This is a genomic window from Streptosporangium sp. NPDC049644, from assembly GCF_040675205.1.
Taxonomy (GTDB): domain Bacteria; phylum Actinomycetota; class Actinomycetes; order Streptosporangiales; family Streptosporangiaceae; genus Streptosporangium; species Streptosporangium fukuiense.
Map to the genome: position 1 here is coordinate 36,652 of NZ_JBFAOJ010000041.1, position 24,510 is coordinate 61,161.

At 68.1% G+C, this 24,510-nt stretch carries 27 protein-coding genes, 1 tRNA gene and 2 pseudogenes; 18 read left to right on the forward strand and 12 right to left on the reverse strand.

Annotation, left to right across the window (positions count from 1 at the left end):
• The first annotated feature begins 21 nt into the window (after positions 1-21).
• Together AB0J58_RS22900 and AB0J58_RS22905 are read left to right on the forward strand one after the other, a co-directional pair.
• Positions 22-597: a cadmium resistance transporter gene (locus AB0J58_RS22900; RefSeq protein WP_364218540.1), complete on the forward strand. Its 576-nt coding sequence runs from the start codon at positions 22-24 to the stop codon at positions 595-597.
• Positions 598-703: 106 nt separating this feature from the next.
• Positions 704-1,453 (forward strand): PrsW family glutamic-type intramembrane protease, encoded by a 750-nt coding sequence (locus AB0J58_RS22905; protein WP_343970889.1) that lies wholly within the window; start codon positions 704-706, stop codon positions 1,451-1,453.
• A gap of 18 nt (positions 1,454-1,471) precedes the next feature.
• Here the strand turns inward: AB0J58_RS22905 and AB0J58_RS22910 are convergent, their stop codons facing one another.
• On the reverse strand, positions 1,472-2,335 hold the full coding sequence (locus AB0J58_RS22910; protein ID WP_364218542.1) for an NUDIX domain-containing protein: 864 nt from the start codon (positions 2,333-2,335) through the stop codon (positions 1,472-1,474).
• Positions 2,336-2,475: 140 nt separating this feature from the next.
• Between AB0J58_RS22910 and AB0J58_RS22915 the strand changes: the two are divergent.
• Positions 2,476-2,823 (forward strand): annotated as a pseudogene (locus AB0J58_RS22915) (DUF4328 domain-containing protein); the annotation flags it as partial.
• Positions 2,721-3,092: a VOC family protein gene (locus AB0J58_RS22920; RefSeq protein WP_364218609.1), complete on the forward strand. Its 372-nt coding sequence runs from the start codon at positions 2,721-2,723 to the stop codon at positions 3,090-3,092. The pseudogene AB0J58_RS22915 and the gene AB0J58_RS22920, both read left to right, overlap by 103 nt.
• A 71-nt stretch (positions 3,093-3,163) precedes the next feature.
• Here the strand turns inward: AB0J58_RS22920 and AB0J58_RS22925 are convergent, their stop codons facing one another.
• The 3 genes from AB0J58_RS22925 to AB0J58_RS22935 form a co-directional block, all read right to left on the reverse strand.
• Positions 3,164-4,180, reverse strand: a complete 1,017-nt coding sequence (locus AB0J58_RS22925) for a TerC/Alx family metal homeostasis membrane protein (protein WP_364218544.1) — start codon at positions 4,178-4,180, stop codon at positions 3,164-3,166.
• Between the two features lie 321 nt (positions 4,181-4,501).
• The gene (locus tag AB0J58_RS22930; protein WP_364218546.1) at positions 4,502-5,302 is read right to left on the reverse strand and encodes a M15 family metallopeptidase; all 801 of its coding nucleotides are present in this window, start codon (positions 5,300-5,302) and stop codon (positions 4,502-4,504) included.
• An 88-nt stretch (positions 5,303-5,390) separates the two neighbouring features.
• Complete coding sequence (locus tag AB0J58_RS22935) at positions 5,391-5,801, reverse strand: MerR family transcriptional regulator (RefSeq protein ID WP_364218548.1); 411 nt, start codon at positions 5,799-5,801, stop codon at positions 5,391-5,393.
• A gap of 53 nt (positions 5,802-5,854) precedes the next feature.
• Between AB0J58_RS22935 and rplK the strand changes: the two genes are divergently transcribed.
• Together rplK and AB0J58_RS22945 are read left to right on the forward strand one after the other, a co-directional pair.
• Positions 5,855-6,280, forward strand: a complete 426-nt coding sequence (gene rplK / locus AB0J58_RS22940; protein ID WP_364218550.1) for a 50S ribosomal protein L11 — start codon at positions 5,855-5,857, stop codon at positions 6,278-6,280.
• Positions 6,281-6,640: 360 nt separating this feature from the next.
• Entirely contained in the window at positions 6,641-7,822 is a 1,182-nt protein-coding gene (locus AB0J58_RS22945) for an ATP-binding protein (protein WP_030921042.1), read from the forward strand.
• A gap of 196 nt (positions 7,823-8,018) precedes the next feature.
• Here AB0J58_RS22945 and AB0J58_RS22950 read toward each other — a convergent pair whose 3' ends face one another.
• Both AB0J58_RS22950 and AB0J58_RS22955 read right to left on the reverse strand, forming a co-directional pair.
• Complete coding sequence (locus tag AB0J58_RS22950) at positions 8,019-8,858, reverse strand: MauE/DoxX family redox-associated membrane protein (protein ID WP_364218551.1); 840 nt, start codon at positions 8,856-8,858, stop codon at positions 8,019-8,021.
• Between the two features lie 5 nt (positions 8,859-8,863).
• Positions 8,864-9,814, reverse strand: coding sequence for a hypothetical protein (locus AB0J58_RS22955; RefSeq protein WP_364218553.1), 951 nt, complete (start codon positions 9,812-9,814; stop codon positions 8,864-8,866).
• Positions 9,815-10,120: 306 nt separating this feature from the next.
• Between AB0J58_RS22955 and AB0J58_RS22960 the strand changes: the two genes are divergently transcribed.
• Positions 10,121-10,627 carry a SigE family RNA polymerase sigma factor gene (locus AB0J58_RS22960; protein ID WP_343970964.1) on the forward strand — a complete coding sequence of 169 codons (507 nt, stop codon included), beginning with the start codon at positions 10,121-10,123 and terminating at the stop codon, positions 10,625-10,627.
• A 126-nt stretch (positions 10,628-10,753) separates the two neighbouring features.
• Here AB0J58_RS22960 and AB0J58_RS22965 read toward each other — a convergent pair whose 3' ends face one another.
• A complete protein-coding gene (locus tag AB0J58_RS22965; RefSeq protein ID WP_364218555.1) occupies positions 10,754-11,245 on the reverse strand; it encodes a MarR family transcriptional regulator in 492 nt (163 codons plus the stop codon).
• A 102-nt stretch (positions 11,246-11,347) separates the two neighbouring features.
• On the opposite strand from AB0J58_RS22965, the gene AB0J58_RS22970 reads away from it, so the two are divergent.
• The 3 genes from AB0J58_RS22970 to AB0J58_RS22980 all read left to right on the forward strand — a co-directional run bounded on the left by AB0J58_RS22970 (position 11,348) and on the right by AB0J58_RS22980 (position 13,244).
• Complete coding sequence (locus AB0J58_RS22970; protein ID WP_364218557.1) at positions 11,348-11,911, forward strand: YceI family protein; 564 nt, start codon at positions 11,348-11,350, stop codon at positions 11,909-11,911.
• Between the two features lie 271 nt (positions 11,912-12,182).
• Positions 12,183-12,272: transfer RNA gene (locus tag AB0J58_RS22975), tRNA-Ser, on the forward strand.
• A gap of 261 nt (positions 12,273-12,533) precedes the next feature.
• Positions 12,534-13,244 carry a hypothetical protein gene (locus AB0J58_RS22980; protein ID WP_364218559.1) on the forward strand — a complete coding sequence of 237 codons (711 nt, stop codon included), beginning with the start codon at positions 12,534-12,536 and terminating at the stop codon, positions 13,242-13,244.
• 78 nt (positions 13,245-13,322) lie between these two features.
• On the opposite strand, the gene AB0J58_RS22985 is transcribed toward AB0J58_RS22980, so the two are convergent.
• Complete coding sequence (locus AB0J58_RS22985; RefSeq protein ID WP_364218560.1) at positions 13,323-13,631, reverse strand: hypothetical protein; 309 nt, start codon at positions 13,629-13,631, stop codon at positions 13,323-13,325.
• 106 nt (positions 13,632-13,737) lie between these two features.
• Between AB0J58_RS22985 and AB0J58_RS22990 the strand changes: the two are divergent.
• The 8 genes and pseudogenes from AB0J58_RS22990 to AB0J58_RS23025 form a co-directional block, all read left to right on the forward strand.
• Positions 13,738-13,866: pseudogene (locus AB0J58_RS22990) on the forward strand (ClpX C4-type zinc finger protein); the annotation flags it as partial.
• A gap of 125 nt (positions 13,867-13,991) precedes the next feature.
• Positions 13,992-14,444, forward strand: a complete 453-nt coding sequence (locus tag AB0J58_RS22995) for a hypothetical protein (RefSeq protein ID WP_364218562.1) — start codon at positions 13,992-13,994, stop codon at positions 14,442-14,444.
• Positions 14,445-14,500: 56 nt separating this feature from the next.
• Positions 14,501-14,989: a DUF3995 domain-containing protein gene (locus AB0J58_RS23000; RefSeq protein ID WP_364218564.1), complete on the forward strand. Its 489-nt coding sequence runs from the start codon at positions 14,501-14,503 to the stop codon at positions 14,987-14,989.
• A gap of 4 nt (positions 14,990-14,993) precedes the next feature.
• Positions 14,994-16,190 (forward strand): histidine kinase, encoded by a 1,197-nt coding sequence (locus tag AB0J58_RS23005; protein ID WP_364218565.1) that lies wholly within the window; start codon positions 14,994-14,996, stop codon positions 16,188-16,190.
• 24 nt (positions 16,191-16,214) lie between these two features.
• Complete coding sequence (locus AB0J58_RS23010; RefSeq protein WP_364218567.1) at positions 16,215-16,883, forward strand: response regulator transcription factor; 669 nt, start codon at positions 16,215-16,217, stop codon at positions 16,881-16,883.
• A gap of 1,055 nt (positions 16,884-17,938) precedes the next feature.
• Positions 17,939-19,342: an endo-1,4-beta-xylanase gene (locus AB0J58_RS23015; RefSeq protein WP_364218569.1), complete on the forward strand. Its 1,404-nt coding sequence runs from the start codon at positions 17,939-17,941 to the stop codon at positions 19,340-19,342.
• Positions 19,343-19,739: 397 nt separating this feature from the next.
• Entirely contained in the window at positions 19,740-20,111 is a 372-nt protein-coding gene (locus tag AB0J58_RS23020) for a ClpX C4-type zinc finger protein (protein WP_364218570.1), read from the forward strand.
• 240 nt (positions 20,112-20,351) lie between these two features.
• Positions 20,352-21,395, forward strand: coding sequence for a hypothetical protein (locus AB0J58_RS23025; RefSeq protein ID WP_364218572.1), 1,044 nt, complete (start codon positions 20,352-20,354; stop codon positions 21,393-21,395).
• A 255-nt stretch (positions 21,396-21,650) separates the two neighbouring features.
• On the opposite strand, the gene AB0J58_RS23030 is transcribed toward AB0J58_RS23025, so the two are convergent.
• The 4 genes from AB0J58_RS23030 to AB0J58_RS23045 all read right to left on the reverse strand — a co-directional run bounded on the left by AB0J58_RS23030 (position 21,651) and on the right by AB0J58_RS23045 (position 24,507).
• A complete protein-coding gene (locus AB0J58_RS23030; protein WP_364218573.1) occupies positions 21,651-22,424 on the reverse strand; it encodes an alpha/beta fold hydrolase in 774 nt (257 codons plus the stop codon).
• 661 nt (positions 22,425-23,085) lie between these two features.
• Entirely contained in the window at positions 23,086-23,232 is a 147-nt protein-coding gene (locus AB0J58_RS23035) for a hypothetical protein (protein ID WP_364218575.1), read from the reverse strand.
• Position 23,233: 1 nt separating this feature from the next.
• On the reverse strand, positions 23,234-23,503 hold the full coding sequence (locus AB0J58_RS23040) for a hypothetical protein (RefSeq protein ID WP_364218576.1): 270 nt from the start codon (positions 23,501-23,503) through the stop codon (positions 23,234-23,236).
• Between the two features lie 5 nt (positions 23,504-23,508).
• A complete protein-coding gene (locus AB0J58_RS23045) occupies positions 23,509-24,507 on the reverse strand; it encodes an RNA polymerase subunit sigma-70 (RefSeq protein WP_364218578.1) in 999 nt (332 codons plus the stop codon).
• Positions 24,508-24,510 lie beyond the last annotated feature (3 nt).

The window sequence follows — 24,510 nt, forward strand, 5'->3', positions numbered from 1 at the left end:
GGAAGGGGACATAATTCCCTCGTGATCCAAACGATCGGTACGGCCGTCGCCGTCTTCGCCGGCACCAACGTGGACGACATCATCCTGTTGACCGTGCTGTTCCTGGCATCCCGGGCGGGTGGTGTTCCGCGCCCATGGCAGATCGTCGCCGGTCAGTACACGGGCATCGCCGCCCTGGTGGCCGTCTCGGCCGTAGCGGCCCTCGGGCTCGCGGTGCTGCCGGACCGCTGGGTGGGGCTGCTCGGCCTGGTGCCGTTCGGCATGGGGGTGTGGGGGCTGGTCAGAGCAGGAAGGGGTGGTGACGGTGAGACGTCACGGGTCGCCTCCGGCCTGCTCTCGATCGCGGGGGTGACCGTCGCCAACGGGGCCGACAACATCTCCGTCTACACCCCGCTGTTCCGCACGATCGGTCCGGCAGCCAGTGCCCTCACGATGGCGGTGTTCGCGCTGCTTGTCGCGGTCTGGTGCGCGGCGGCCTCCTGGCTCGGGTCGCACAGGAAGATCATCGAGCTGGTGGAGCGGACGGGCACCTGGCTGGTGCCCGTGGTGTTCATGATTATCGGTGTGGTCATTGTGGCGGAGTCGATATTTAGATAAATATGGACAATTCGCCCGAATTTGGGGCAGGTGTATCGGGGAATTAATCATTATGCGAGACCATTTGCGCTTCTATCGGCATCGATGGTTCAAGGCGTGGATCGCCATGATCGTTCTATCCTTCTCGCTCATCGCCATGATGCAGGCGGCCGGCAACCAGGCGGTCATGCCCGCGGCCTTCTTCTACGGGGCCGCGGCCGGGCCCATCGCGCTCCTGCTCGCCATCCACGACCGTATTCATATCGCCACCAGCGTGCCGGCCATGACGCTGATGGGGATGTTCCTGTTCGGCGGGGGCGTCGCCCTGTTGCTCGGCGGTTATTTCGACTCGCTTTTCATCTCCCAGAAGAACAGCACCTCGATCCTGCGGGTCGGATGGATCGAGGAGCCCGCGAAGCTCGTCCCACCTCTCGCGGTCGCCCTCACCGGGCGCCATCTCACCAAGGCCGCGGGGGTCGCGCTCGGCCTGTCCTGCGCGACCGGATTCACGATCATGGAATCGATGGCCTACGCCTGGAAGAGCATCGCCAACAACGGCGGTGCCGTCGGTGCGGGCACGATTCTCCTCATACGCGGTCTCACCACCCCCTTCAGCCACCTTGTCTGGACCGGTCTGGTGTGCGCGGTGGCCTTCGGGGCCTGGCAGATCAGAGGCCGTGCCGTCGTCACCATCCCCATCATCGCCGCCTTCATGACGGCGGCCCTGCTCCACTCGCTCAGCGACGGCCTGCTCATTCTGGACATCCCCCAGCCCGCCCGCCTGCTCTTCCTCGTCGTCGCCGCGGCGAGCTACTGGCTGTTCCACCGGGCCACCCGCGACCTGAGACCACAGGCCGCCCCGGCCACCGAACCTTGAGATGTTCCACGTGAAACGTCACAACTGGGAGAGCAGCCACCGGGGACCGGCGACCTCGGCGCCCAGTTCCGTGACCCGCTCGCGCAGCCCCCGGTCGGCGGTGACGACCAGGACGCGCTCCCACGGGCGGGCGTCCCGCACGGCCTGGACGACCGCGTCGTCCCCGCTTCCCGGTGCGGCGATCACGGAGACGCCGGACACCGGAGGGGTGTCGCGGGCGGCCCCCTCGACGATCGCGGTCACCCGGGGGAACCAGCGCGCCAGGGCCGGGATCTGGCCGGGCGCGGTCCACAGGCCACCGGCGGCGTGCGTGCCGACCTCGGTGAGCAGCCTGGCCGCCGCGCCGGCGCGGTCCCTCCACCAGCCGTGTTCGGCGCGGGCGCCCACGATGTTGGCGATGTCGAGGACGACGAGGGAGGGGGCGAGCGCGAGAGCGATCACCGGCCAGGTCTCGGCGAAGCCGGGGTGAAGTCTTTTGGCGGTGACCTCCTCGGCGGGAAGCCAGCGCAGGTCGGCGCTCTCACTGTTGCCGGGAACCGCTTTCAGTAGTTCCACGGCCTCGGTGATCACCGTCTCGAAGGACCAGCCGCCGTGGTCGTCGAGGTAGACGCCCTGGATCCGCAGGCCGGTGCTGTCCAGCATGGCCTCCTCGAACGCCTCACGCAGGGCGGTCGTGACGGTGTCCTCGTGGCTGTCGCGGGCACCGCCAGGCAGTCCCCAGGTGCCGCCGTGGTGGCTCCAGAGGGAGCGCTTCTGCATCAGGATGTGCGGCTTCCCCGTGGCGTCGTGGTGGACGGCGAGCAGCCCGGCCGCCCCGTACACGCCCCAGTGCCGGTGCCCGCGCTCACATTGGGCCCAACCGTCCCCATCACTGGCCGCCATGGACCAATGATGCATCAGCCTGGTCCGGCGGCGCCGGACCGGGTCGGCCTTCCCGCCCGTGCTCCCGGCGACTCTACGAGTGGGAGGCCCTGTACACGCTCCTCCTTTTCCCGATCCTCTGCCTTCTGGCGGGAATCGCCTTGGTATGCCGGCTGTTACGCGCCCGCGCCAACTCGTACGCGATCTCTCCAGGGGTCTTTCACGTGTACGCCGCGCCGTACCTGGTGCTCGGCTGGATCCTCCCCATCGTCAACCTGTTCGCCCCGAAGGGGATCGTCGACGACATCCTGGCCACCTCCCGGCCAGGCGGCCTGCGACCGGGGAGCGACCCCTTCAGGGCCCGCCGCTCGGGTCTGGTCTGGGCATGGTGGCTGACGTGGGTGCTGTGGCCGTACGCGACGCTGGCGTCCGTGGGGCTGGCGGGGACGGACATGGAGGGCCTGGAAAGCGGCCTGGAGAGCGGCCTGGCAGACCTCGCCCTGATCGTCGGCATCGCGCTGCCGATCGCCGCGGGCCTTCTCGCCATCCGGGTCGTCCTGACGATCACCGATCTTCAGGAGACCGCCCGCGCCGGAGGGCCGGCCTGTTCCTCCACACGGACGACTTCGCCCGCGACCACGAGCGGATGCTGGCGGCGGGCGTCACCTTCGAGGAGACTCCGCGGCACGAGCCCTACGGCACGGTCGCCGCCTTCCGGGACCTGTACGGCAACCGCTGGGATCTGGTCCAGCCCCGCGTCTCACCCGCGTACGGCTGAGCCTCGCCGATCGGATGACCGGTCAGCCCCGGACGACCGCCGCGCGGCCTCGTGGTCGTGTGCTCGCCCGGCTACCCGCGTTCGGCGGGTGCGGAGGCGACCTTCGCGTCGAGGCGGTTGGCGTACAGGCTGGTGGCCGTGACGGTGGCCAGGACCGCGATGATGACGCCCAGCGAGACCGGAGTGGGGATCTCCGGGAGCCACGTCCAGACGCCGTGCGCCCAGTGCAGGACGAGCTTGATCCCGATGAAGGCCAGGATGATGCCGAGTCCGTGGTTCAGGTGCCGCAGTTTCGCCAGGAAGCCCAGGAGGACGAAGTAGAGCGCGCGAAGGCCCAGCAGGGCGAAGGCGTTGGTGGCGAAGACGAGGTAGGGGTCCTCGGTCACGCCGTACACCGCGGGCACCGAGTCGACGGCGAAGACGATGTCGGTGGCGAAGACGGCCACGATGGCCAGCGCCAGCGGGGTCAGGGCGCGGCGGCCGCCCTCACGAACGACCAGGTGGGAACCGCGATAGTCGTCGGTGACCGGCATGAAGCGCCGTAGCAGCCGGACCGTGCGCATGGAGGAGATGTCGACCTGCTGCTCGTGCCCGCCCAGTGCGTCCTTCATGATCTTTATGGCGGTGAAGATCAGTATCGCGCCGAACAGCAGGAACGCCCAGGTACCGCTCTGCAGGACGGCCGCCCCCAGGGCGATGAAGATCGCCCGCAGGACCAGTGCGCCGACGATGCCGTACAGCAGGACCCGCTGGGCCAGGGCTGCCGGGACCGCGAAGGCGGACAGCAGCAGCATGAACACGAACAGGTTGTCCACCGACAGGGACTTCTCCACCACGTAGCCGGTGAAGAACTCCACCGCCACGCCGGACCCGAAGACCCCCCACAGATAGACGCCGAAGATCAGGGGCAGTGCCAGGTAGAAGACCGACCAGCCCACCGCCTCGCGCATCCGTACCTCGTGCGGTCGCCGCGTCAGTATGAAGTCCACGGCGAGCAGCAACAGCAGAGCGGCCACGGTGATGGTCCACAGTTGTGGCGAACCGATCGTTTCAAGACTGGCTGCTGACAGGAATGCCTCGGTGGGCATGAAACCTCCTCGAACGTGCTTGGCCGTTCGAGGTCTCCTTCACCCGCACTGTGCAGGTGGCCGCCCGGGGACGTTATGAAACGTCCGTACTGACCGGATCGACTCTTGGGAAGTACTCCCCTCGTCGTCCCAGATTAGGGCAGTCGCCGGATGGTCCTCTACTTCGGGTCGCTGCCGGGGTCGGATCCGCACGAATGGTGGAATCAGCCACCTCGGTCGGCGACACGGCCACCGAGCATGGGGAGACCCGGCGGAGTGGCCCCACCCGCACCGGCCGGACGGTCACGGCGGCGGGAGCAGGGGGACGCCGGACCACGGGCCTCAGCCGCCGCCCTTGCTGAAGTGCTGGTAGTCCTTGATGCCTGACCAGTAGCCGCCCCACTCCCAGCCTTTCGCCTGGAAGGCCTTGACCACCCGGTCGCCCGGGTTGATCACACCGGGGGCCTGCACCGGGCGCTTGGCGAACTTGCGGGCGTTGCTGTGCGCCACCGATCCGTTGGACGAAACGTACGGGTTCTCGCGCGGATTGATGTCGATGGCCCGGCCGTAGGCGTGCTTGGACCAGCTGCTCGACCCCGTCGCCGGGCGGCAGTTGAAGGCCGAGGTGTTGTTGGCGTCGATCGAGTCGAAGTCGTCGCCCTTGTAGACGTCGACGAGCTCCATCTTGTTGATCGGCCAGCGCCAGTCGTACAGGCGCCGGAAGATCGAGACGACGTCGTCGGCCACGCCCTTGTACACCACCAGCTCGCCGGTGTGCGGCTTGTCGTCGAAACCCCAGTAGGTCATCGTGATCAGCCGCAGGTCGCTGAGCGGGACCGGGCAGCCCGGCCGCCAGGAGTATTCGAGCAGTTGACGGGTGACAGGGGAGATCTTCGCGGAGAACTTCGGCGGGCCTGTCGGGGTCGGTGTCGCGGTGCCGGGTTCTGGTGTCGTCGTCGGTGTCGTCGTCGGTGTCGCCGTCGCGGCGGCCGGCTCCGATGCCGCCGAGGTCGACCGCGCGGACGACGTGGGCTGGACCGGCACGGACCGGGAGTCGGCCGTGCCGCAGGAGGCGGCCGCCAGACAGCCGACGGTCATCGCGAGCGCCGCCCGGGTACGGACCGTGAATTTAGATCTTGCCACGTGCCGCCTCCCATCAAAACGGACAAAAAGGACAACAGTTCATTGTAATTGATCAATTACCGAGGTGGCGGGCGATCACGGCGGTGATTCACTCGTGGGTGATCATGGAATCCGTCGGCCGGAGAGTGCCGTTGACCGCAGCCATCAGCTCCCGGTACCGCTCGACGCGCGAGTCGTGCTCGGTGTGGTCCCGTAGCACCGACTCCGGGGTGCGCTCCTGTGCGTCGGCCATGAGCGCGAGGATCCGGGCCACGCCGCCGCCCGCCCTATCCGTGATCAGGGTGCCGGCCTCGTGCCAGGTGGTCGGATCGAGTTCGCCGGCCTTCTCCCGGAACTCGCCGCCCATCTCGCGCGGGGAGGCGCGGAAGTCGTCGTCGTAGAGGCGGCAGCCGCTCCGGGTGCGGCCGCGTTCGGGAAGCACCCCGGTGTCGGAGTGGAAGCGGGTCGTTTTCACCGGCAGACCGGAGAGTCTGGCGAGCTGTCCGATCGTGTAGCTCATGCGGTCATTATTCCGTTGAGCCTCCGGTAACTGGAGATTTTAGGTTGCCGGACATGTCGAAGAAGAAGGTCAGCAGGACCGCCAAGCTCCAACTCCCGGCCGGTGAGGCCGGCCCCGCCGCCGTGGGCAAGGACCTCGGCCCGCTGGGACTGAACCTCATGGAGTTCTGTCGCCGGTACAACGCCGCCACGCAGGACCGGCGGGGATTCGTGGTCCCCGTCGTCGTCACCGTGTTCGAGGACCGCTCGTTCGAACTGGCGATCAGGATGCCCACCACGGCCTCGCTGATCCGCCGGACGATCGGCCTGGACGGCGGCAGCCCCCGCCCGGGGCATCAGGCGGCGGGCACGATCACCCGCGCGCAACTGCGGGAGGTCGCCAGGAGCAAGATGCCCGATCTCAACACCGCGGACCTGGACCAGGCCGAGAAGATCGTCACCGGTACCGCGCGTTCGATGGGGCTGACCGTCCGGGACTGAACGCTCATGGCCGACGAGACGACCCGCCGGCCGTTCCTTGAGACCGGAGTGGCCCCGGGCCCTGTCCGTGGCGCGGCTTACGCCCCGATCTGTAGCTGCTTGGCACGCGAACCCGGGTTCCTTGGGAAGGCTTTTCATCGAAACGTATCGCGCCTGTGTTCGAACCCGCGCTACAGTCATGGGCACGGGATCGAACACGGGTTCGGGCTGACGTCCTCCCAGGTGAAGGGGTGTGCCATGGCGATGCTCGCGACACACGCTCCGTTTCCTCGGGTGCCGGTGGAGCGCGGTGCGACACGCCGTAGCTCTTTCTACGGAAATCTAAGCCGACCGCTATATCCCGTCATAAAGTCCGAGAGCGTGGACCCCGTGCGCAATCCCTACGCTCCAGGTGCCGGACAACGCCCCCCAGAGCTCGCCGGCCGCGACCGTGAGCTACAGCAGTTCGAGATCGTCCTTGAGCGGGTGGCCCGCGGGCGCCCCGAGCGCAGCATGGTGGTCACCGGGCTGCGCGGCGTCGGTAAGACCGTCCTGCTCAACACCTTCAAATCGATGGCCATGCAGCGGCTGTGGGGCACCGGGAAGATCGAGGCCAGGCCCGACCAGTCGATCCGGCGTCCGGTGGCCGCCGCCCTGCACATGGCGGTCCGCGAGCTGGCCCCCAGGCACCGGGCACCCGAGCGCATCGAGGAGTTCCTCGGCGTGCTCAAGGCGTTCGCGATGCGCGACCCGTCCGCGGCCAAGGGCACCTCGCACTGGTCGCCCGCGATCGACGTGCCCGCGGGGCGGGGACGCGCCGACTCCGGGGATCTGGAGATCGACCTCACCGAGCTGTTCGTCGACGCCGCCGGGGTCGCCACCGATCTGGGCGTCGGCATCGCGTTGTTCATCGACGAGATGCAGGATGTGCAGGCCCCCGACGTCTCGGCGCTCTGCGCGGCCTGTCACGAGCTCTCCCAGAGCGGCGGCCCGCTGATCGTGGTGGGTGCGGGGCTGCCGCATCTTCCCAGCGTGCTGTCGGCCAGCAAGAGCTACTCTGAGCGACTCTTCCGCTATGCCAGGATCGACCGTCTCGACCGCGACGCGGCCGACCTGGCGCTCATCGCCCCGGCGGAGAGCGAGGGCGTGGAGTTCACCCAGGACGCCCTCGACGCCCTCTATGTGGCGGCGGACGGTTATCCCTACTTCGTCCAGGCGTACGGCAAGGTCGCCTGGGACCTGGCGCTGCGCAGCCCGATCACCGCCGACGACATCAGGGTCTCCGCGCCGGAGGCCGAGGAGGAGCTCGCGGTCGGCTTCTTCGGCAGCCGCTACGAGCGGGCCACCCCAGCCGAGCGCGACTACATGCACGCCATGGCCGCCATCGGCGACGAGCCCGTCGCCACCGCCGAGGTGGCCGAAGGGCTCGGCCGTAAACCGTCGAGCCTCTCTCCGGCCCGAGACAGCCTCATCAAGAAAGGCCTGATCTACAGCGCGGAGCGAGGGCTGATCGCGTTCACCGTGCCGCACTTCGGAAAGTTTCTGCGATCCCAACCGGTCTGAGCGAACATTTGTTCGATATACTGTGGGGAGCTCCTAGCTCTCTATGTGGCTCTCTAGTGGGGAAGCTAGAGAGCCATATAGAGCTCAATCCTGTCGCCCTGCGGATCTTGCCTGTGGTGAGGTCCGGTCGGCCGGTGTCTCGGGAAGCGCTGTCCGACCACGGACAGGGCCTAAAGGAATCTAGGGTTCTCTAGCATCAGGCCGATACCGGCAGAGATTCCGGAAGAGACGTGGTCTCCACCGGGCGCCCGTCGGAGCCGACCATGGCAACCCGCACCGCCGGATGGCGCCCGCTCAGATAGACCGCGAAGACCACGTCGACGGGGTCGCCCGCGTGGCTCTGTCCCGGGTAGACGAAGAACCGCCAGCACAGCTCCCGCCAACTGTCGACCGGCTCCGTGCTCGTCAGCCGGCCGGTGTGCGAGCGCCAGACCGTGCTCGACCGCAGTCGGCCGAGCGCGGTGGCCGGGTCGAAGCGGCGCTGCTCACAGGGGGCCCGGTAGCGGAGCCTGGCGACCGCCTCCTCGATCTCCGGCGAGAGCGCGGCGAGCACCAGCAGTCCGGCGATCACGGAGGGCAGGTGCGTCCACGTCATACCGGCGATCGTCTCCCAGCCGGAGATCTCCGGAGTCAGCAGCAGCCCCGCGGACATGGCCGTCAGCACCATGGTGCGGCCCAGCGATCGCCGTCCCACCGGTACCGCGCTGACCTCGCCGAAGCATCCGCATCCCACGTCCGGGCGCCGGCGCCGCAGTTCCCACAGGACATAGGTGGACACCGCGAAGAACGCGACGACCGCCCACCGGAAGAACGGCCGGCCACTCACCAGCAGGCCGCACGCCAGGAACAGCTCGCCGAACGCGCAGACCAGCATCATGTGCTTACGCCAGCGTTCGGGCACCAGCACGGCAGGCCCCAGCCTGCTCAGCATGCCGGGCTCGGCCTCGCGCACGACGGTCCAGACCTTCGCGACCGTACCTGCGGCCAGCAGCAGGAGCAGGACCGGCAGTTGTCCGGCGGCGATCGTCGTCAGCATCCGTGTCACCCCATTCCAAGTCTGGCGTTGAAGCATCCGGCGGTCAGGTCTCCACCGAGTTCCACGAAGGAACTCGGTGACAGCTCCAGAATCCGGCCGCGAGGGGAGGTGCCGCACTCCAGGCACCGGTCGCAGAACCGGCCGGCCAGACAGCCGCACGCCACGATCGGCAGGACCGAGGTTCGCCCGGCGCACACGTTGCGTACGTTGAGCATCGAACCCAGCGACAGGTAAGGCAGTCCGGTGCAGGACACCCCGGTGTCGTCGCACGCGGTATCGGACCGCTCCAACATGGGATAGGCCACCCCCTGCTCCCCGCAGTCGAAGGTGTCCGACCAGGTGGCCGTGCCCGAGATCCGCGACTGCGTGCCGCTGTAGCCGGGCGGAGGCGTCGGCACGGCCTTCCACCGGTAGGGCGGCTGCGAGGTCGCGGGCAGTCGAGCCTGTGCCACGCCGTCCTCGCGGACCCCGATGGCGTCGAACAGGTAGCCGGGTTCGAACTGCGGATGCCTGACCCGCAGGCGTCCCGAGGCGCGGTAGGGGATGACGATCGTACGCCGCCCGCGGTGCGGCCCGCAGTACAGCTCCACGGAGTGGTCCTTGCCCTCCGCGTCGATCGACTGGATCACACCGGTGATCCTGGTGATGTCCGCCCAGATCCGATCCACGACCCGGCCGGCCCGCAGCGCTCTGATGATCACGTTGGAGCCCACGGGAAGGTCGGCCGGAGTGACGGCCTCGCCACGCCAGGCGGTCGCCCACGGTGCGATGACGAGCCGCTCCTCGTGGCCGTCCGGAGTGTCGATGACGATCAGGTGTGGGCTGACGTCGAGGATCGCACCGCTGACCGAGTGGAAGGACTCACCCTCGACGGGGAGGGGGCCAGGCTCCTGCGCCGCCCGGCCAAGCGCGGCCGCCGCCAGTGCGCGGCGGCGATCGGCGCTGAGATAGGGCATCGTCGCTCCCCAGGTTCTGCGAGGTGTCGCAGTCAGCGTCACACGCTTCGCGGAGTCTCGCTGTCCGCTCCACCAATAATCACGGCAGGTGTCCAACCAGGTACTACAGTTCCCCTCCTCGGTAGAACGCATTGGTGTCCACTCGATGACAAACCGCTATCTAGTATCTCTTGCGTGCTCCGTCGCCCATCGAAGCCGATCTTTACCGTTGATGGGATGAAACATAGATTTCGGTTCAGCCGCAGTATGGGTTCGGGCTGCGATTCTGGCCACCATACGCACCTGGAGCACAGGTTGGTGATCACGGTGGCCGGCGGGACCGATGAGGAGTTCCGCGAGTATGTCGTTGCTCGCGGCCCGGCGTTACTGCGTGCCGCCTACCAGCTCACCGGGAATCCGAGCGACGCCGAGGACCTGCTGCAGGTGGCACTGGTCAAGACCTACCTCGCCTGGGACCGTATCCAGGACCACGCCGCCCTGGACCGCTATGTGCGCCGGACGATGGTCAACATCAACATCTCCTGGTGGCGGCGGCGCAAGCTGGAGGAGTACCCGTCCGAGGAACTTCCCGAACCGATGCTCGCGGGCGGTCCCCACCTGCCCGAGCGGGTCGAGCAGGCCCTCGACCGGCTGCCCACCCGGATGCGGACCGCCGTCGTCCTGCGCTACTACGAGGACATGACCGAATCGGAGATCGCCAAGACCCTGGGCATCAGCGTCGGGACCGTCAAGAGCACGGTCTCCCGGGGAATGGCCAAGCTCCGCGGCGACCTCACGCTCTCCGACCCACGGGAGTTGGAGCATCGGGTTTAGCGCTTTGCCCATCGTGATCAGGGAGGGCCTCGCTACGACGAGATCCGCGGGACAGCACGCGAACCGGTCCGCCCGAACGTCGACCGGAGCCCTCCCGGCCAGGTGAGAGTCGGAACCCCACGGTTTCTAGCCATGGGAAGACGGGACGGACTCGGTTTCCGCTCCCGCGGTGGCACACGGCCGTACGGCGTCGCGAATGATTCTGAGGGTGTCGAGGAAGGTGCTGAGCTGCTCGGGGGAGAGCAGGCCGGTGAACCAGGTGTCGATGTCGATCAGGTGCCGGGGGAGGATGCCGCTGAGCCGGTCGGCACCGGCCTCGGTGAGGACCGCGTAGGAGGCCCGTCTGTCGGTGGCGCACGCCTGCCTCATGGCCAGTCCCTCGCGCTCCAGCCGGTCGACGACCCGGGTCATCCCGCTGGTGGACAGGCTCGTCTGCGCCGCCAGGTCGCTCATCCGCAGCCGCCGTCCCGGCGAGCGCGCCAACCTGATCAACGTCTCAAAGTCGATCTCTGAGAGCCCCGCGGTCGCAAAGGACTCATGCGTCTTGGCTGAGATGCCGGTGTAGACCTCTGCCAGGAGGCCCATCGCCGTCAGCCGGGAGTCATCAAAGGGGATCACGTTCACACTCTATCGGAAGGTAGTTGACGGGAGGAATATTCCTCGTGTAGAAATCTGTTGCTGCAATCATCTACTCAGCAACCTTCTCATCGGGAGCACAGCATGACCACTCGGACCTGGGAGAACCTTCAGATCCCCGCCGCCGGAACCTTCGCTCTGGACGTCGCCCACACCCGGATCGGCTTCGTCGTCAAGCACATGATGGTGAGCAAGGTCCGCGGCCACTTCGGCGACTTCTCCGGCACCGTCACCATCGCCGAGAACCCCCTGGACTCCTCCGCGGAGCTCTCGATCAAGGCCGCGAGCATCGACACCGGTGTCGCGGACCGCGATGGCCACCTGCGCGGCGACGACTTCCTCTCCGCCGAGAAGTTCCCCACGCTCACCTTCCGCAGCACCCGTGTCGCCGGCCACTCCGGCGACGAGTTCACTCTCGTCGGCGACCTCACCATCCGTGACGTCACCAAGCCGGTCGAGCTCACCGTCGAGTACGGCGGCGCCGGCACCAACCCGTGGGGCCAGGACGTCTGGGGCTTCTCGATCACGACCGAGATCGACCGCGAGGAGTTCGGCCTGACCTGGAACCAGGCGCTGGAGACCGGCGGCGTCCTGGTCGGCAAGAAGATCAAGATTGAGATCGAGGGGGAGGCCAACCCGGCCGCCTGATCTCCGGCACCACTCGGGACCCCTCCCGCCCCTTCGGGCGGCGAGGGGCCTCAGCATGTCCGTTTGTTGAGATGTAGCGTCTCGCAAATCGGGAATCCACAGGATTCCCGCCGAGCCCAGCTGGGGACTCCCCGGTTTGTCCACAGGGGTGGTGAAAGTTATCCACCGCCTGTGGACAACTCTCGCCCAACCCTTGCCCGTGATGTGATCACCAACCGCTTTGCCGCCTCGCCGGATGGCCGGTACTCTGTCCTGAGCCGAACGGTTACCAGGAGGCTTCGCCTAGTCAGGTCTATGGCGCCGCACTGCTAATGCGGTTTGGGTTTACCGCCCATCCGGGGTTCAAATCCCCGAGCCTCCGCAGTTCAGAGGCCCTCTCCCGAGGATCAGGAGAGGGCCTTTTTGATCTCCGAAGGCGCTGTAGTTGCGGTTCGGGTTGCGGCGAGAACGTCCAGGCCCATATAGCTGCAGGCATAGGGCTTCCGGGGCCCGCTGTGGGGGATAAGCCGACGGCCCGACTATCGGGGCACGGGGAGACCTCGCTTCACGTCGGCGCCGGCCATCACGCCCCACCTGGAAACCGTGATGCCGTCCACGAGTGACGAGAAGTAGCCTCCTGCCCATGGACGCGGATTCTGATCTCGGTGTGGCGCTGGAGAACCTCTACGGGACCTTTTCTCGCTACCCGCTTCCGGAAGACAGCTCCATATGCGATCACTGTGTTTCCCCGGAAAGCATCCAGGCGGCACGTGTGGCACCGCTTCGCGCGCTCTCCGCGTCGGCCCTGAAGCCCTATGCGGCGAACGCCCTGTCCACGTGGGGTGACATCAGGGATTTCAAGCACTACCTTCCCCGCCTGCTGGAGCTCCTGATCAGCGAGGAACTCGACGGCTTCTACGGTGACACGTTCGCGCGCGCGCTCGGCGGTCGTTGGCGAAGCTGGCCGCAGGACGAGCAGGACGCCTTTGTGGCCGTCGTCGACGCCTGGTGGCGGTTCACCCTGCATCACTATCCGCGCGGCGTCGATGTCCTGGAGGTGCTCAAAATCATCGTGGGTGAGTTCGGCCTCGACCTCCGTACCTACCTGACCGCCTGGGAGGGGAGCGCGGGCGACGAAGCCGCAGCACTGCATATGGCGTGGCTCGTCTGGTGGTTCCAATATGAGCTGGATCTTGACACGGACTGGCATCGTTCGCTGGAGAGCTGGATCGCCAGTCCCGCTTCCGCCCGCATCATCGAGAGCGCGCTGGCCTCCGCCAGCTCAACCGAGGTAATGGAGAAGTTGCGAGACGGCCTGAGGGAGTACGAATGGTGGGGCTGGGCGCAGAAGTAGCCCCACCGATTCCGAGCTGTTGCCCCTTCAGGGGAACAAGACGGATGGGAAGATCCGACAGGTGGGTGCTATCGGTTGTCACCGGTTGAAGTCGCTGCTGAGGTAGCCCTGGAACAGGGAGAACGGGCTGTATCGCGTCCGGTGCTCTTCGCGGAGAAATAGGTGATCCGCGACGACGTGGCCAGCGAAGCCACTACTCCTGACCGTGAAGACGGGGCTCCCGGAATTGATGCGGATGCCGGCATCTTTCCGGGCAGCGCTCGCCATAGGGCAGTCCGCCATGTCGACGACAAGGCCGCCGTCCATGGAGATGGGCAGCTTGATCGCGGCTACCGACTGGAAGAGGAGCTCGACGTGGAGTTCGTTCGGATCGAACCCGGTCCGCATGTACTCTTCATCGCCCTGCTACTGGAGTGTTGTCAGCGAGGTGCTTCAGAGCGGTGCAACGTGCATACGAGTTGTCAGGGCTGCCCTGACATCCTAGGAGTGTGCTGTGCCAACGCCTGACACCCTGACCGAACTCGCTCGGTGTTCCTTCTGCGGCAAGCCGACCACCGAGGTCGACAAGCTGGTTGCCGGCCCCGGCGTGTACATCTGCAACGAGTGCGTGGCTCTGTCCGCGTCGATCATCGACGGGAGCCCCAAAAACCCCGCAGGACCGCGGCTGCTGGTGCTCCCTCGTTCGGGGGAGGCGTCTCCCCCGCCGTGGGGAATGACGTTTGACGTGCGGCTTCTACTCTCGTGGTCATGGTTACCTCTGATCGCCGGCGACGCTGGCCGGCGTACGCGGTGGCGGTGCTGTTCCTCGGTTACGCCGTGGGGAAGGCCGCTTTTGCTCTGCAGGCCCGGCTCGGGTTCCCGGGCGGCCCTCCGGTGTCGGCTGCCGAGACTGGAAGCTATTTCTTGGAGGCGGCCACCGCACAGTGGCTCGCAACCGCGTCCGGCGTGTTGGGCGCGTGCGTCGCCCTCGCCACGGTCACGGCGCTGGGGCATCGGGTGCCGAGAACGTTGATGCTGCTCGTACTGGTCGGAATGTTGTTGGCCGTTGGCGGCGGCGCGGGGATCATGATCGTGGACGGGTTCGTCGGCATCGGTGTGGGCTGGCAGTGGTACCACGGAGTCCTCGGCATCCTCGTGATCGGACTGTTCCTGGAGATGACCCGGTCCTACGCGGCGGCGACGAGACGTGTCGCGGGCTGATCGGGCGCGGCTGGGCGGCGTACGGGGCCGCGGTGTGCGCCGCGGCGTACGGATCGATGAAGCTCGCTCAGGCACTGGGGGCCAATGCGCTGGCCGACAAGGACCCGCTGCCCCCACACCTGCGCGAACAGTTGCTCGCACGTGATCCCTTGTTCGTGGCAAGCCACTGGTTGCTGGCCGGTGCCGGAGTGGTCGGTGTCATCGTCGCGCTGGCCACCGTGAGGCCCTGGGGTGCGAGAGCGCCGCGCCGGTTGCTGCTCGCGATCACCGGGACGCTCGGAGTCTTCATGATCGTCCGGTCGATCGGCGTGCTTGGATTCGGCTTCGTCGGCGACGTGTTGCTGTTGACCGGAGTTCGCCCACCCCCGGTCGAGCACGCCTCGCTGGCGCGCGACCTGGCACGTTGGGATCTGCTGCTGTGGTCGCCGTTCTTTCTTCTCTGGGGGGTGTGCTGGGCGACGGCCGGATGGCGGCTGGGCAGAGCGAGCGGGGTCGCGCCCGCTGGACTCGCCCGCCGTGCGGTGTCCGCGGTTGAGGATGATTGAAGGCATGCTGTCACTCCTTGTCGGCCGCGCCACCTATCTGCGGTGGGCCTGTCTCGTCCTCGGCGGAGCGCTGCTGATGCCGTACGTGATGGTGGGTTCCATGATCGGTGGCCTGACCGGGTTGTCGGCCGCGTCAGGCGACTCGCTCCAGCCGCTGGTCTTCCTGGCGGTGCTGCCGCTGGTGGCACTGACCGGGCTGGTGCTGCCGGTCCGGGCGCTGGAGGTGACGGCGGCGCGTAGCCTGCTGGGCGCCGAGATAGACCCACTGCCCGCCGAGTGGGCGTCCGGGAGGCGGAGTTGGGGTGAGCGGCGGCGCACCGCCACCTGGTTCACCCTGCACCTGGGGGTCGGCGGGGTGATGGCGGGACTGACGCTGGCGACGGTCCCGTTCGTGGTCGTGGCGATTCTGCTGCCGGTCACCGGTGCCCCGTTCGACCTGTGGATCATGTCCACCTTGCGGGCGGTCTGGTGGGGCGGCCCGCTGCTGGGCGTCGCCCTCCTGGTCGCGCTCGTCTACCTGACCGCCGGGGTGGGCGCGCTGCTGGCCCGGTCGGCGCCGAAGCTGCTAGGTCCCTCACCCGCCCAGCGGCTGGCGCTGCTGGAGGAGCGGGTCCGCCGCCAGGCGGTCCGCAACGGCCTGGCCCGTGAACTGCACGACTCGATCGGGCACGCGCTGAGTGTGGTGACCGTGCAGGCCGGGGCGGCCGCCCGGGTCCTGGACCGCGACCCCGTGGCGGTCCGGGCCGCGCTGGGGGCGATCGAGGAATCGGCGCGCGCGGCGTTGGAGGAGCTGGACCAGGTGCTGGGGGTGTTGCGCGAGCAGGAAGACGGGTCGTCCACGGCCCCAGCGCGGACGCTCGCCGACCTGAACGGCCTGGTACACGGGACCGGCGCCGCCGCTGAGATCACCGGTGACCTGGACACCGTGCCCACCGAGGTCTCCCGGGAGGTCTACCGGATCGCCCAGGAGTCGCTCACCAACGCCCTGCGCCACGGGACCGGTCCGGTACGGCTGGCGCTGGCCGTGCACGACGACCATCTGGAGCTCGACGTGTGCAACCCGGCGGGACGGGTGCCCGGCAGGAGTGGGCGCGGCATCGGTGGCATGCGCGAGCGGGTCACGCTGCTGGGCGGTGACTTCGACGCCGGCCCCGCAGGTGGAGAGTGGCACGTGTCGCTACGGCTGCCACTCCGTCCCTGAACGGTGGTGGATAGTGTCGGACACATGCCGATTCGTGTGGTCATCGCCGATGACGAGGATCTGATCCGGACCGGTCTGCGGATCATCGTCGATACCGAACCCGACCTGGAGGTGGTGGGCGAGGCGGCAGATGGAGCGGCAGTGGTGCCGGTGGTTCGGACGACGCGGCCCGACGTGGTGCTGATGGACGTGCGGATGCCTGCGGTGGACGGCATTCAGGCCACCCGGCTGCTGCTGGCGCTGCCTCAGCCGCCCAAGGTCGTCGTGGTGACCACCTTCAACGACGACGACTACATATATGACGCGTTGCGCGCGGGGGCCAGCGGCTTCCTGCTCAAGCGCAGCCGGCCCGACGACCTGGCCCAGGCCGTCCGAATCGTCGCCGCCGGGGAATCGCTGCTGTTCCCGGCCGCGATCCGCGCGCTCGCCGCGAGCCGTCAGAGCCGGTACGCCGCCACCCGTGCCGTCCCCGGGCTCGGGAAGCTGACCGCGCGGGAGGCCGACGTGCTGCGGCTGATGGCCTGCGGCCGATCCAACACCGAGATCGCCGCCGAGCTGGTCGTCGGGGCTGAGACGGTGAAGACCCACGTCGGCAACGTCCTGGCCAAGCTGGGGGCGCGCGATCGCACCCAGGCCGTCATCACGGCCTACGAATCCGGTTTCGTCTCCCCGGCTGAGCTGAGACCACGATGAGATCGTAGGGTGATCATGAGGGGAGCGGTCAGGGGCACCTCGTTCGAGGTGTTCGAGCGCGTCGCCGACGGTCTGGACATGCCGATCCCGCCAGGCTGATTCTTGGCCTCGCACCGCGACGGCTCCCTACAGCACCACCATCTGATGAAGCGGTGCCGTCATCAGATACGGGGCTGTTGACCCCGTACCTGGCCGGTTTGACCGTTCCGTGCCAGCGGAAACGGCCCCGTTCGGTGGTCGACCGTCGACGGCTGCAGGGTCGCATTCTGGCAGCGACAGCCGGCGGCAAACGCGACGAAGCCGACATTCGACGGAGGCTCATCCCGGTAGGGATCCGGCCCCTCTCCGTAGCGCCATCCTTCGGAGTCGGTCGGCAGCTCTGCCTCACGCGCGAAGGCAGAGCGGCGGACACGGAGTGACCTGGGAGTGTGGTGCCACCCAGGTCCGACCACATCGCGCACCTCATGGGAGGGACGCCACGTTAGCGCTACCAAATTGCGGTGCGACCTCCCTTCGACATCCCGGCATCTCGGGTGGTGATGGCGGTGAGTAAATACAGCAGGACCGGATGTCGTCAAGAGGCGGGGGCCCTCCGTGCCCGGAGTCGCCGAGAAGGCACCGCTGCCTGTGAGTCCCAGCCCCAGGTCCGTAACTTGCGGATCTGAGCTGAAATTTTCAAGGTGCAGCCGCCGGTTAATTTCTCCTATTTAGTCGGCGTATATGTCCCGCCGTAGCTGCCCTGGGCTCATGGTGAGGGCATCGGTGCTGGGGTAATGTGGCCGAAAATTTCGTTCAAGCATTGACATGTTTCGGTTGGGTTTCCACAATGAGTCTCCGAAGCGGTCGGTCCTGCCTGATGTGGTGATCGAGTGAGGGCCGCCGGTCATGACGCCATCGTGGTGTGCGCCCCGGTTCGGTGCGGCGTCGTTCGCCGGGTTCCCGTGTATCCCTTTTTCCGTGATTTCAGTATGGAGTCAGGCATGGGTATGAAGGCTTCACCCTCATCTGCGCGCCGAGGTTTCGGTGCCCTCAGCAGGGTCATCGGCGCCGGTGTCGTGAGCGTCGTAGGTGCGGCGCTGATGGTGTCGGTTCCCGCGGATGCGGCCGCCAGCACGCTGGCCGCCGCCGCGCAGCAGAGCGGTCGCTACTTCGGCACCGCGATCGCCGGGGGCAAGCTCGGTGATTCGCAGTACACCACGATCGCGAACCGCGAGTTCGACATGATCACCGCCGAGAACGAGATGAAGATCGACGCCACGGAACCCAACCGTGGGCAGTTCAGCTTCAGCAACGGTGACCGCGTCTACAACTGGGCGGTGCAGAACGGCAAGCGGGTACGGGGCCACACGCTGGCCTGGCACTCCCAGCAGCCGGGCTGGATGCAGTCCCTGTCCGGTAGCAGCCTCCGCCAGGCGATGATCGACCACATCAACGGCGTGATGGGCCACTATCGGGGCAAGATCTACGCCTGGGACGTCGTCAACGAGGCCTACGCCGACGGCAACTCCGGTGGCCGGCGTGACTCCAACCTCCAGCGAACCGGGAACGACTGGATCGAGGTGGCCTTCCGCACCGCACGGGCCGCCGACCCGTCCGCGAAGCTCTGCTACAACGACTACAACATCGACAACTGGAGCTGGGCGAAGACGCAGGGCGTCTACAACATGGTCCGCGACTTCAAGCAGCGCGGCGTGCCGATCGACTGCGTCGGCCTGCAGTCGCACTTCAACAGCAACAGCCCGTACAACAGCAACTACCGCACGACCATCCAGAGCTTCGCGGCGCTGGGAGTCGACGTGCAGATCACCGAGCTGGACATCCAGGGCGGTTCGGCCACCACCTACGCCAACGTGGTCAACGACTGTCTGGCCGTGCCGCGCTGCACCGGCATCACGGTGTGGGGGGTCCGGGACAGCGACTCCTGGTTGGGCGCGAACACCAGTCCGCTGCTCTTCGACGGCAACGGCAACAAGAAGGCCGCCTACAACTCCGTCCTGAACGCGCTCAACAACGCGAGCCCCAACCCCACGTCCTCGCCCACGCCGAGCCCGACCATCTCCCCCGACCCGGGTGGCGCGGGACAGGTCCGGGGCGTGGCATCCGGCCGTTGTGTGGACGTGCCGAACTCCACGACCACCGACGGCACCCAACTCCAGTTGTGGGACTGCCACTCCGGCTCCAACCAGCAGTGGACCTACACCTCCGCCCAGGAGTTCCGTGTTCTCGGCAACAAGTGCCTGGACGCCGCGGGCACAGGTAACGGTGCCAAGGTGCAGATCTACTCCTGCTGGGGCGGCGACAACCAGAAGTGGCGCATCAACTCGGACAACTCCATCGTGAACGTCCAGTCGGGTCTGTGCCTCGACGCCGCCAACTCCGGCACCGGCAACGGGACTCTGCTCCAGACCTACTCCTGCTGGGGCGGCAACAACCAGAAGTGGACCCGGAGCGGATCGTGAGACGGCACCTGTAGGTGCCGACCGGGATCGGGACGGTGGTCACCGCGGTGATCGCCGTCCTGGTCGGGCTCCTGGCTCAAACGCCCACAGCGAGATAGGCGGCGGCGCGGCGTGTCGCCGCACGGTCCGCCCGCCGTCCGGGCGTGTGGTGTGGGCGCCGATCCCGAACGGTGGCGGGGATCGGCCCGCCCGCCGTACCGCCGCCCAGGGGCGAGAGCTTCGCCTGACAGGCCCGACCTCTTCGAGGCCCTTCGGGTGCTTCGCACCGCGTCGGCCCGCTCGCTCTCTCAGGTCTGGAATCCCGTCCGGCCCGTGACTCCGCCGACGGCCGATAGTTGTCAGGAACACCCTGACGACCTAGGATGTCAGGGTAGCCCTGACATCCTAGGAGTGCACTGTGCCAACGCCTGACACCCTGACCGAACTCGCTCGGTGTTCCTTCTGCGGCAAGCCGACCACCGAGGTCGACAAGCTGGTCGCCGGCCCCGGCGTGTACATCTGCAACGAGTGCGTGGCTCTGTCCGCGTCGATCATCGACGGTAGCCCCGAAAACCCCGCAGGACCGCGCGTGCCCATGTGGGAGTCGCTGACCGACGAGGAGATGCTGAGCCACATTCCACGCGTCGCCGCGCACATCGACCAGGCCGAGGCTGACCTGCGCTCGTGGGCACAGGAACTACGCCGGCGCGGCGTCACCTGGGCCAGGCTCGGGGAGGCTCTCGGAATCACCCGCCAGTCCGCGTGGGAGCGGTTCTCCGGCGAGGAGTGACGCGATCTGGGGCAGTCCACCCGCGTCTGGGGATCTTTCGTGCGGCATGATTCCCGTATCCGTGGTAGAGGGCAGCCCTTACCATCGCTCCAGAGGGCGGTTCACGTCCGGAGGCGCGCGCTTAATGGCCGAGGAGAGCGGTTCGACGGCGGACGGGATGAGCAGGCGGCTGTGCCGCGCCACGGAGTCGTCGTGCGGGGTGTTACGCGGATCTTATGGCCGGGCTGAGAGCGTCCGGCCATGTCCGAGAACGGAACCGTTCCACCGGGGAGGCCCTGGCCGATCGTCCTGCCGGGGCAGGCCGCGGTCTTCGGACTGGCCGTCTTCCTGCTGGACAGCACCGCGAGCGGGGTGGTCGCGGAGAGGGCCGCAGTCACCGTGCGGATCACCGAGGACGTGCGGGCCGAGCTTGTGCGGTACGGGGAGAGCGTCGTGGTGGGCGGGGCCACGAGCTTCCTCCTGATCGCGACGATCCTCCTGGTACCCGCGGCCGTTCTGCTGCGGTGCGGTTCGCGCCGCGCCGCAGCCGCCGGCCTGGTCACCATGGGTCTGCTCACGCCGCCGTACCTGGCCGGCCTGGCCGTCGTGGCCTTCACCACCGATCCGGTATCGGGCATCCAGGCCGGCTTCATGTCATCGCAGACCGCCGATCTCCTGAGATCGTGGCTGCCCGGCTGGTACGCCCCGGCTCGCACGGCCCTGCCGGGTGCGGCGGTCATGGCCTGGCTGACGAGCGTGTTCCTGCTCAGCCGGTCGGCGGCCGTGCGGTGGCGGGCCGTACCGGCCCCCAGGGCGGTGCCGTTGCTGCTGGGGCAGCTGCCGCTGATCGGGGTGCTCGTCACGGTGTTCGGTTCCGTCGCGATCGGCCAGACGGAGCGGCTCGCCCACCAGGAGGCGCGGGCCGCCGCGGGCGAGTACGCGGGCGCGGGACTGTTCTACCTGGAGCATGCCGCCGGGACCGTCTGGCGGTATGCCGTGCTCCTCGCCGTCGCGGGAGCCCTCGCGCTGATGCTGGCCGCCGTCGTCCACCGCACCGGAATCCGCGCGCCGCTGCTGGTGGTGCACGGGATGGCGGGCGTCCCCCTGCTGCTCCTGCTGCTGGTCGTGTCGTTCGCCACCCCCTTCGCGGTGAGCGGGGCCGCCGATGAACCCGTTCCTCCGGTTCTCGGTTCCGGACCGGAGTGGTACTTCCCCGCTCTCCTCACCCAGACGTTCCTCGGGGCCTTCGCCTATGCCACGGCCACGGTGCTGCTGATCAGGGGCGATCGGGCCGCGCAGGGGTGATTCGGGAGAGGGCCTTTCAGACGGCGGTGCCGGCCAGGTCCTGAGATCCCGTGCCCTCCACCGGTTCCGGCGGGTGACTCCAGACGGACTCACCGCCCGTGCGCCCAGGCGGTCCTTGCCGCCATACACGAGGGTCCGGTCGATTCTCCGAGCTGAAACGGCCGGTCGCACCGGCAGGACGCGGGCCGGTTCCACCGACGGTCACGACCTCGGTGGAGTGTCAACCTGATCCCGAGCGGAAGCGCACGCGCCTTGTCAGACGGCTCCACCGAAGAAGTCGACCAGCGCGGGGGCCAGCACGTCGTCGGACACACCGTGCCACTCGCCCTTGAGGGTCAGGTGGCGGCCCCGGGGAAGGGCCGTCGCCGCGTCCGCGGCCCAGCCACGCAGGCGGTCGTCACTGGACTCGCTGTTGATGACCAAGGCCGGCACGGTGACGGACCGGAGGCCGTCGTGGGAGAGGGCCGTGGTTATCCGGCTGTCGTAGGCGAGCGTGTGCGCGATGCCCTCCAGCAGCGGGAAAAAGGGGGCCCGGCGCATCTCCGCGGTTATCTCGGTGGGGACACCGATGCCGGTATGGAAGTGCTCGACCGCATCGGCCCGGCGACCTGCGGCGACGAGCTCGTCGATCTCGGTTGCGAGATCGTCCTCCCGCGGCTGGTCGAGGACGATCGGCGGTTCGAGGAGCGAGAGCATCGAGATCGGCAGCCCGGCTGCCGCGCCGAGGAGGGCCAGGACCGCGCCGGAGGAGAACCCGTGGACGAACGCCGATCCTCCGCCCGCCTCGATCACGGCCGCAAGGTCCTCCACCTCCCGTTCCACCGCGTACGGCGGGGTGTCACCACTCTCGCCGCGTCCGCGCCTGTCGTAGGTCACGACGGTGAACCTGTCAGCAAGGTGTTCAGCGAGGGAGCTCATGGGACCGAAGCCGCGGAACCCGCCTGCCGCGTCGACCAGTACGAGCGTCGGCCCTGTTCCCGCCTGCTCGAATCCGATCCGCGTGCCGTCGCGTGACGTCACCGTGGCCATGGGCGATCCCCTCGTTCGGCGACCTCCGACGCTACAGAGCGCCACCGACAAATCCGCGGACCGGATGCTCGTTCCTGGGTCGAATGCTCCGAACGTGACAGCGTTGTGGTTCGTGAATCGCTTGATAGAGGGCCGACCCGGACGCTTGTCGAGTGAGGAGGCACCACGAATCAGGCGGAGCCACATTGGACACCACCGCGGGTGTTTCCTGCCGTCCTCTCCATCTGTGTCGCCATGGCGGGATGCGGGAACAGGGGCGTACCTGAAAGCACTCCCTGCCCCGTCGGCTACGGTGTGGCAGCCTCCGGCACGCGTAGGTGTCAGGGCTCAGCTGCGAGCGCGTCCTGGCACGGCTTGAGCCTGGCGCCGAACCGAGAGGGCCAGATCCCGGCTCAAGCCGCCGCACAGGAGCGGAATCCATGTGGGAGGCGCGTGACGGCGGGGTCGGTCAGGGGGAACGCGACCGGGGTACCCGGTGCGCCCCGGAAGCGGATGGCGTTTGGTCTTCGTCCCGCAAGGTGCCCTGTGCCTCTTCGCACACGCGACTCAGCTTTCGAATCGACCAAGAGAAGGAACCTGGAGCGGAGGGTGGCAGCACCGGGGGCCACGTCAGTGCGCTCACGCACGCCCTTGCGCCGCGCGTTGTCCCGTTGCGGGATCGTCAATCGGTCCGGGTGCGGAGGCTCCGCGCCAGGGTGGGGATCGTCACCGCCGCAGGGACGAGGTGTAGCCCGCGGAGCCGGTGGGTGTGGCTGGTCCGGCCCGATGCCGGGCCTGCGACGACCTCGGTGTCATTCCTACTGTTCATGTCATCCTCCATCATTCGGTGACCGGCGTGTGACGGTCCTGGCCCTGGGGGTGACGATGCGCACCCTCGCCGTGCGACGGCCGGGGTTCCGCAGGGCGCGGACGCCGGTGCCCCGGAGCCAGAACCCGGCGTCGCATTGGAGGACCGGCCCGGGCTCGCCGTCGCGCAGCTCCAGCTGCACCCGCCCGCGGGTGACGACGCCGAACGCGCCGCACCACTCGGCCGCGACCACCGCGACACGCGCCCCACCTCGCAGCGCGAGCGTCCGCACCGGGACTACTCCGTGCCGTCCGCCGGCAGGCGCTCCGGCAGCCCGAGCCGCGGGAACCGGTCGTCGTGGAACGTGACGATCTCGGTGATCGCCCCGTCGGTGACCCGCAGGACGTCGATCGTCAGCGGCAGGTACGCGCCCTCCCGCTTCCGCCAGAGGTAGAAGGCGACGGCGGGCTGCCGGTTCATGGAGGTGAGGACGGCGCGCAGGTGCTTCATGCCCTCGAAGCCGCTCTCGACCCATTCGTTCACCACCGTGTCACGGCCGACGTACAGGCCCGGCGTGGGCGGCATCGAGCAGCGGACGTCGTCCCGCAGCAGTGCGGCGAGTCCGTCGACGTCCGTGGCCACGCTGGCGTCGGTATAGCGGCGCACCAGCTCTCGCGTCCCGGCGTCCTCCTCGCCGCCGGTCCAGTCCTGCCGCTCGGCGGGCAGGTGCTCCCGCATGCCGGCGCGGGCCCGCTGCAGCGCGCTGTTCACGGAGTTGACGGAGTCCCCGAGGAGCTCCGCGACGTCCTTCGCCGGCCAGCCGAGCACGTCCCGCAGGATCAGCACGGCCCGCGGGCGCGGCGCGAGGTGCTGGACCGCGACCAGATACGCCAGCTCGATCGTCTCCCGCGCGACGGTGACGGTCTCCGGCTCGTCCGCGTCGCTCGCGGGCGGCTCGTCGAGCAGCCGGTCCGGGTAGGGCTGCAGCCACAGCACCTCGCCGCCGGTCGCAGGCTCCGGGCGGCACTTGGCGAGCAGGTCCAGGCAGGCGTTGGTGGCGATCCGGTACAGCCAGGCCCGGAACGTCGACCGCCCCTCGAAGGTCTCCCGCCGCCGCCAGGCACGGAGGAACGTCTCCTGCACGGTGTCCTCGGCGTCCTCGAACGACCCGAGCATCCGGTAGCAGTGCACGTGCAGCTCCCGCCGGTGCCGCTCTGCCAGCCCCGAGAACGCCGGCTCGTCGACCTCGCCCAGACCGCTCCCGCCCAGCTCCTCCAGCCGCGTGTCCGCACTCATCAC

Excerpts from the sequence above, each read along its gene's own strand:
- AB0J58_RS22905 (WP_343970889.1), top strand. The coding sequence starts at position 704 with ATGATCGTTCTATCCTTCTCGCTCATCGCCATGATGCAGGCGGCCGGC.
- AB0J58_RS22910 (WP_364218542.1), bottom strand. The coding sequence starts at position 2,335 with ATGGCGGCCAGTGATGGGGACGGTTGGGCCCAATGTGAGCGCGGGCAC.
- AB0J58_RS22925 (WP_364218544.1), bottom strand. The coding sequence starts at position 4,180 with ATGCCCACCGAGGCATTCCTGTCAGCAGCCAGTCTTGAAACGATCGGT.
- AB0J58_RS22935 (WP_364218548.1), bottom strand. The coding sequence starts at position 5,801 with ATGAGCTACACGATCGGACAGCTCGCCAGACTCTCCGGTCTGCCGGTG.
- rplK (WP_364218550.1), top strand. The coding sequence starts at position 5,855 with ATGTCGAAGAAGAAGGTCAGCAGGACCGCCAAGCTCCAACTCCCGGCC.
- AB0J58_RS22950 (WP_364218551.1), bottom strand. The coding sequence starts at position 8,858 with ATGCTGACGACGATCGCCGCCGGACAACTGCCGGTCCTGCTCCTGCTG.
- AB0J58_RS22955 (WP_364218553.1), bottom strand. The coding sequence starts at position 9,814 with ATGCCCTATCTCAGCGCCGATCGCCGCCGCGCACTGGCGGCGGCCGCG.
- AB0J58_RS22970 (WP_364218557.1), top strand. The coding sequence starts at position 11,348 with ATGACCACTCGGACCTGGGAGAACCTTCAGATCCCCGCCGCCGGAACC.
- AB0J58_RS22980 (WP_364218559.1), top strand. The coding sequence starts at position 12,534 with ATGGACGCGGATTCTGATCTCGGTGTGGCGCTGGAGAACCTCTACGGG.
- AB0J58_RS22985 (WP_364218560.1), bottom strand. The coding sequence starts at position 13,631 with ATGCGGACCGGGTTCGATCCGAACGAACTCCACGTCGAGCTCCTCTTC.
- AB0J58_RS22995 (WP_364218562.1), top strand. The coding sequence starts at position 13,992 with ATGGTTACCTCTGATCGCCGGCGACGCTGGCCGGCGTACGCGGTGGCG.
- AB0J58_RS23000 (WP_364218564.1), top strand. The coding sequence starts at position 14,501 with ATGAAGCTCGCTCAGGCACTGGGGGCCAATGCGCTGGCCGACAAGGAC.
- AB0J58_RS23005 (WP_364218565.1), top strand. The coding sequence starts at position 14,994 with ATGCTGTCACTCCTTGTCGGCCGCGCCACCTATCTGCGGTGGGCCTGT.
- AB0J58_RS23010 (WP_364218567.1), top strand. The coding sequence starts at position 16,215 with ATGCCGATTCGTGTGGTCATCGCCGATGACGAGGATCTGATCCGGACC.
- AB0J58_RS23025 (WP_364218572.1), top strand. The coding sequence starts at position 20,352 with ATGTCCGAGAACGGAACCGTTCCACCGGGGAGGCCCTGGCCGATCGTC.
- AB0J58_RS23030 (WP_364218573.1), bottom strand. The coding sequence starts at position 22,424 with ATGGCCACGGTGACGTCACGCGACGGCACGCGGATCGGATTCGAGCAG.
- AB0J58_RS23035 (WP_364218575.1), bottom strand. The coding sequence starts at position 23,232 with ATGAACAGTAGGAATGACACCGAGGTCGTCGCAGGCCCGGCATCGGGC.
- AB0J58_RS23045 (WP_364218578.1), bottom strand. The coding sequence starts at position 24,507 with ATGAGTGCGGACACGCGGCTGGAGGAGCTGGGCGGGAGCGGTCTGGGC.